The sequence below is a fragment of the Neisseria sp. HMSC078C12 genome (genome assembly GCF_001838065.1).
Taxonomy (GTDB): domain Bacteria; phylum Pseudomonadota; class Gammaproteobacteria; order Burkholderiales; family Neisseriaceae; genus Neisseria.
Genome location: NZ_KV835584.1, coordinates 263423 through 269476, shown reverse-complemented (window position 1 = coordinate 269476; position 6054 = coordinate 263423). Strand labels below are relative to the sequence as shown.

The window sequence follows — 6054 nt, the reverse complement described above, 5'->3', positions numbered from 1 at the left end:
GAAGCCGCTGCTTCTGCTACTGAAGCTGCTGCTTCTACTGCTGATGCCGCTGCTTCTGCCGCTACCGAAGCTGCTGCTTCTGCTACTGAAGCCGCTGCTTCTGCTACTGAAGCTGCTGCGTCTGCTACTGATGCCGCTGCTTCTGCCGCTTCTGAAGCTGCTAAATAATATTCTTTTGAATATAAAAAAAGCAGGATACCATTGCGTATCCTGCTTTTTTACATTCCTCTCACTCCCCTTCCCGACTTTTCCGCCTGACTGCCATGCACCTTCACAACCGTTTTGCAACGTTTCTTTCTGCCTCTGAAATCATCGAAGCCACTCCGGCCTTGTTAAACGACCAACGCCGCCGTTTTACTTCTTCTCCGGATATTGTCTTACAGCCGAACTCTGTCGAAAGCGTGCAGAAAATCATGCGTTTCTGTTTTGAAAACCGCATCCGCGTCACCCCGCAAGGCGGCAATACCGGATTATGCGGCGCAACGGTAACCGCAGAAGGCGTACTGCTCAACCTCTCCAAGCTCAACCGCATCCGCGATATCAACCTTGCCGACAACAGCATGACGGTTGAGGCCGGCGTGATTTTACAAAATGCCCAAAAAGCGGCAGACAAAGCAGGACGACTGTTTCCGCTCAGCCTTGCCAGCGAAGGCTCTTGCCAAATCGGCGGCAATATCGCCTGTAATGCCGGCGGTTTGAATGTCTTGCGTTACGGCAGCATGCGTGATTTGGTATTGGGTTTGGAAGTCGTTTTACCCAACGGCGAACTGATTTCCCACCTTCAGCCCCTGCACAAAAACACAACCGGCTACGACTTGCGCCATCTTTTTATCGGCAGCGAAGGAACATTGGGCATCATTACCGCCGCCACACTCAAACTCTTTGCCCGGCCCAAAACCAAAGCGACCGCATGGGTAGGCCTAGATGATATTGAATCTGCCGTCTCGCTTTTGACCGCTGTGCAAGGCCATTTTGCCGAACGTTTGACCAGCTTCGAGCTGATCAGCCGCTTTGCCCTTGATTTATCTTCGGAATTCAGCCAACTCAAAAAGCCTGCCGATGCGGAATGGCATATTTTGATTGAACTTGCCGACTCTGTTCCCGACGCAGGTTTGGATGAAAAGCTTGCCGAATTTCTCTATCAAAACGGATGGGAAAACAGCATCTTGGCGCAATCCGAGCAAGAGCGCTCCGATTTATGGACCTTGCGTGAAAATATTTCCGCCTCCCAACGCAAACTCGGCACCAGCATCAAACACGACATCGCCGTCCCTATCGCCCAAGTAGCCGCTTTTGTCCGCCAATGCGCGCCTGCCTTGGAAACCCGTTTCCCCGGCATACAAATTGTCTGTTTCGGACATTTAGGCGACGGCAGCCTGCATTACAATACATTCCTACCCAACGTATTGAGCAACGAAGCCTACCAATACGAAGATGCCGTCAATACCATTGTTTATGAAAACATCCTTGCCTGCCACGGCACGATTGCTGCCGAACACGGCGTAGGCATCATCAAAAAACATTGGCTGCCCCGAGTGCGCACACAAGCCGAACTTGCTCTGATGCATGCCATCAAAAATCAGCTTGACCCTTATGGCATCATGAATCCGGGCAAACTCCTGCCTTCTTTGGATTAACCAATACAAAAAGGCCGTCTGAAACATTTCAGACGGCCTTTCATCTTATCCAAACTATTTCAATGCCGTTTTCCAGTCCAATCCGCCCAAAGACGGTACCTGTATTACTTCATTGGTATCCAAATTGACCGCCGTCAGCTCTCCGCCCCACAACGCGCCGGTATCCAAAGCAATTACTTGGTCTGTATTAACGTAGCCCAACGACGACCAATGCCCGAACACGGTAATATAATCCAAATTCTGCCTATCAGGTGCTTTAAACCAAGGGCGCAGGTAAAGCGGCATTTTCTTCAAAGTGGATTTATATTCGTAATCCAATTCGCCTTTGTACGTCAGCGCACGCATACGGGTAAAGACGTTGATAATCATGCGTAGGCGCTCATAGCCGGTCAAATCATCCGTCCACGCAGTCGGCTTGTTGCCGTACATTTTGCCAAAAAATTTCCTGTATTTTTTACCTTGCAATTCATCCTCAGCTTCACGTGCAAGGCTTTCAGCCTTATCAACCGACCATTGCGGCAAAATACCGGCATGCACCATCACATGCCTGTTGCCGCGCACCAAAAGCGGTTGATGACGCAGCCAGTCCAATAGGGATTGACTCTCGGGATGGGTCAAAATCGGCTCAACCGTATCGCTGCGCTTGAGTGTTCCTTCACCGCAACCGACTGCCAAAAGATGCAAATCATGATTACCCAAAACCATTTGCACGCTGCTGTCATGCTCTTTGGCAAATTTCAGGGTTTCCAAGGACTTCGGGCCGCGATTGACAATATCGCCGACCAGCCAAAGGGTGTCCGTACCATGATTAAAACCGATTTTGGCAAGCAACAAAGTCAGCTCGTCAAAGCAGCCTTGAATATCTCCGATTGCGTAATGTGCCATTATTATTGTTTTCCGTTGTTATTCTTTTCAGACGGCCTCAAGCCCAGCCCAAGCCGTCTGAAACATCAATTATGCGTTTAAAACCAATACTGCTTCCGCTTCAACCTGAACGCCTTTAGGCAGGCTGGCCACGCCAACTGCCGCACGCGCAGGGAAAGGTTGTTCGATAAATTCAGCCATCACTTCATTAAACACGGCAAAGTTGGCTAAATCGGTCAAATAAGCATTGAGTTTGACGATATCGTTCAAAGAACCGCCGGCCGCTTCGGCTACGGCTTGCAGGTTTTTAAATACTTGCACGGCTTCTGCCCGGAAGTCGCCATTACCGACCACAGTCATCGTAGCCGGATCCAAAGGAATCTGACCGCTCATATAAACCGTATCGCCTGCGCGGACTGCTTGGCTGTATGCGCCAATTGCGGCAGGGGCTTTGTCGGTATGGATAATGGTTTTAGACATGATATTCTCCTCAAATAGAAATGTCAGAATCAGGTGGAAGCTTCGAATTTTACTTTCAACAGAAATACGTTTCAATAAAAGCATTCAATTAATGCGTTTAGCCCGTCTTGTTCTTCCTCGATTTTAAACCTACAATCCCACACATTATTCATTTCAAAGCCGAAATTATTATGTTTTTTGTCTTATCCCCAGCCAAAAACCTCAACGAAAAAGACCCCTCTCCCGTCAGCAGCTTTACCCAGCCCGACCTTCTGCCCGAAGCAGAAATCCTGATGCAGGAGTTGCGTCAGCTTGCCCCTCAACAAATCGCCGAGCTGATGCATGTTTCCGACAAAATCGCCCTGCTCAACGCAGAACGCAATGCCGTATGGCACACGCCGTTTACACCTGAAAACGCCAAGCAGGCCGTATTTATGTTCAACGGCGACGTCTATGAAGGCATCGCCGCCGATACGCTCAAGCCGGAACAAATCGACTACCTGCAACAACACGTCCGCCTGCTCTCCGGCCTATACGGCGTACTGCGCCCGCTCGACTTGATGCAGCCCTACCGCTTGGAAATGGGCACGGCCTTTGCCAACTCACGCGGTAAAAACCTCTACGAATTTTGGGGCGATAAAATTACCGACCTGCTCAACCAAACGCTGAAGCAGGCCGACAGCGACGTTTTAATCAACCTCGCCTCACAAGAATATTTCAAATCCGTCAACACCAAAAAACTCAACGCACGCCTGATTACGCCGATTTTTAAAGACGAGAAAAACGGCAAATACAAAATCATCAGCTTCTACGCCAAACGTGCGCGCGGTTTGATGGTGCGCTACGCGGCAGAACACGGCATTACCGAGCCTGAAATGCTCAAAAATTTCGACTACGAGGGCTATTCATTCAATGAGGCAGCTTCAAACGAAGCCGAATGGGTATTCATGCGTGAAGAACAATCCAAATAAAAACAAAATACTAGATATTTTCCCTAAAATACCACTTGGCAAAGGCCGTAAGTTCCATTAGTATTACGGCTTCAAGAACGGAAGCGTGGCAGAGCGGTTTAATGCAACGGTCTTGAAAACCGTCGAGGGTTGATAGCCCTCCGTGAGTTCGAATCTCACCGCTTCCGCCATTCTTGATATTTTTTTATCTAGTGAAAATGAAATGAGAGACTTGATGATTCAAGTCTTTTTTTATTTTCAAATCCAAAGAATCCCGTAAAGGCCGTCTGAAACTTTCTATAACTCAGTTTCAGACGGCCTAATACCTTTAAAATTCCCCCAAATCCCTAAAGTCCTACCCAGACATTTAGAGACTTGGGGGACTTTTGCGAAGGTCTCCGCTTTTCTAATCTTTGCCGTCAATGGCATCAGCCTACCCATCACCAATGCGGAATTTTCTCTCAACCATGCTGGGCTTTTCCTATGCCGACGCAATTGTGCATTTTGCTTCAGGTCTGTGTGCCGCCGTATCGTTTGCGGTAGGGTTTGCTGCATATTTCGAGATATTGCCACAGAGTACCGCCGTTGCTTTTATCTTGGAGAAGGTCGCGGTAAACGGTATTGTGATGGGGTGTCATTCGATGATGGTGTGGTGGCAGGACAGGTCTTGAATGTGGTATCGTTATTCTTAGGTCAGTTGCGTGTAGTTCATGGTAATCTTTCTTGTAGGAAAGACCGTATGCTGTATACCGAACTTTTCCGTTATGTAAAGTTTGCCTTTCAAATCCGAATCTGCTGGCCTCTATTTATCATTATTTAATCGCTACAAGGATATTTAAATGAAACGGGAAACCATTGCCCTGCATGCAGGCTATCAATCCGAACCGACTACCAAATCCGCTGCTGTCCCCATTTACCAAACCACTTCCTACACTTTCGACAACACACAACACGGCGCAGACTTGTTCAACCTTGATGTAGCGGGCAATATCTACACCCGCATCATGAATCCGACCACTGCCGTTTTGGAAGAACGCGTTGCCCGTTTGGAAGGCGGTATCGCCGCATTGGCTGTCGCCAGCGGTATGGCTGCAATTACCTATGCCGTTCAAACCTTGGTTGAAGCAGGCGACAACATCATTGCAACCAAAACCCTCTACGGCGGCACATACAATTTCTTTGCCCACAGCCTGCCACGCCAAGGCATAGAAGTACGCTTTATCGATCCGGCCAAACCCGAAGAAATTGCTGCCAATACCGACAGCCGCACCAAACTGGTGTATTGCGAATCCATCGGCAATCCTGCCATCAATGTCGTCGATATTCCAGCATTTGCCCAAGCCGCGCACGCTCAAGGGCTGCCTTTAATAGTAGATAATACCGTCGCTACGCCCACGTTGTTCCGCCCGATCGAGCACGGCGCCGACATCGTTATCCAATCCCTGACCAAATACATCGGCGGCCATGGCACAACGATTGGCGGTGCCATTATCGATGGTGGCAAATTCCAATGGGCAGGCAATCCGCGTTTTGAAAAAACCTTCAATCAGCCTGATCCGTCTTACCACGGCGTAAACTACTGCGAACATTTTGGTGCGGCGGCCTATATCGCCCGTGCCCGTGTCGTCCCATTGCGTAACACCGGTGCCGCCCTGTCTCCGCACAGCGCATTTTTACTGCTTCAAGGTTTGGAAACCCTCGCCCTGCGTATGGAACGTCATTGCGAAAACGCCCTAAAAGTAGCCGAATTCTTAAAGAAACATCCGCAGGTCGAATGGGTGAACTATCCTGCCCTGCCCGACAGTCCGTATAAAGCCTTGATTGACCGAGACTACGGCGGAAAAGCCTCAGGTTTGCTGAGTTTCGGTATTAAAGGCGGTCGTGAAGCTGGCGCGAAGTTCATTGACGCACTGCAACTCTTCCTGCGCTTGGTGAATATCGGCGATGCCAAATCGCTGGCTACCCATCCCGCTACAACGACTCACCGTCAGCTTGACGATGCAGAACTCGCCGCAGCAGGTGTCAGCCCCGACATGGTACGCCTGAGCGTGGGTATCGAGCATATCGACGATTTGCTTGCCGACTTGGCACAGGCATTGGATGCCGCACAGGCATAGGCAACAGTAGCGCTAATTAAATGAAAA

The 6054-nt window shown here is 49.5% G+C and carries 5 protein-coding genes, 1 tRNA gene and 1 pseudogene; 4 read left to right on the top strand and 3 right to left on the bottom strand.

Going from position 1 to position 6054, the window contains the following annotated elements:
• The first annotated feature begins 263 nt into the window (after window positions 1–263).
• Window positions 264–1637, top strand: a complete 1374-nt coding sequence (locus HMPREF2596_RS02865) for an FAD-binding oxidoreductase (protein WP_070849512.1) — start codon at window positions 264–266, stop codon at window positions 1635–1637.
• A 54-nt stretch (window positions 1638–1691) separates the two neighbouring features.
• Here the strand turns inward: HMPREF2596_RS02865 and HMPREF2596_RS02860 are convergent, their stop codons facing one another.
• Both HMPREF2596_RS02860 and HMPREF2596_RS02855 read right to left on the bottom strand, forming a co-directional pair.
• The gene (locus HMPREF2596_RS02860) at window positions 1692–2522 is read right to left on the bottom strand and encodes a symmetrical bis(5'-nucleosyl)-tetraphosphatase (protein ID WP_070849511.1); all 831 of its coding nucleotides are present in this window, start codon (window positions 2520–2522) and stop codon (window positions 1692–1694) included.
• 69 nt (window positions 2523–2591) lie between these two features.
• On the bottom strand, window positions 2592–2981 hold the full coding sequence (locus HMPREF2596_RS02855; RefSeq protein WP_003746001.1) for a RidA family protein: 390 nt from the start codon (window positions 2979–2981) through the stop codon (window positions 2592–2594).
• Between the two features lie 170 nt (window positions 2982–3151).
• On the opposite strand from HMPREF2596_RS02855, the gene yaaA reads away from it, so the two are divergent.
• Together yaaA and HMPREF2596_RS02845 are read left to right on the top strand one after the other, a co-directional pair.
• Window positions 3152–3931, top strand: a complete 780-nt coding sequence (gene yaaA / locus HMPREF2596_RS02850) for a peroxide stress protein YaaA (protein ID WP_049351213.1) — start codon at window positions 3152–3154, stop codon at window positions 3929–3931.
• A gap of 79 nt (window positions 3932–4010) precedes the next feature.
• A tRNA-Ser gene (locus HMPREF2596_RS02845) sits at window positions 4011–4101 on the top strand.
• 245 nt (window positions 4102–4346) lie between these two features.
• On the opposite strand, the pseudogene HMPREF2596_RS11525 reads toward HMPREF2596_RS02845, so the two are convergent.
• A pseudogene (locus HMPREF2596_RS11525) lies at window positions 4347–4557 on the bottom strand (IS30 family transposase); the annotation flags it as partial.
• 192 nt (window positions 4558–4749) lie between these two features.
• Between HMPREF2596_RS11525 and HMPREF2596_RS02835 the strand changes: the two are divergent.
• Window positions 4750–6027, top strand: a complete 1278-nt coding sequence (locus HMPREF2596_RS02835) for an O-acetylhomoserine aminocarboxypropyltransferase/cysteine synthase family protein (protein WP_070849507.1) — start codon at window positions 4750–4752, stop codon at window positions 6025–6027.
• Window positions 6028–6054: the final 27 nt, after the last annotated feature.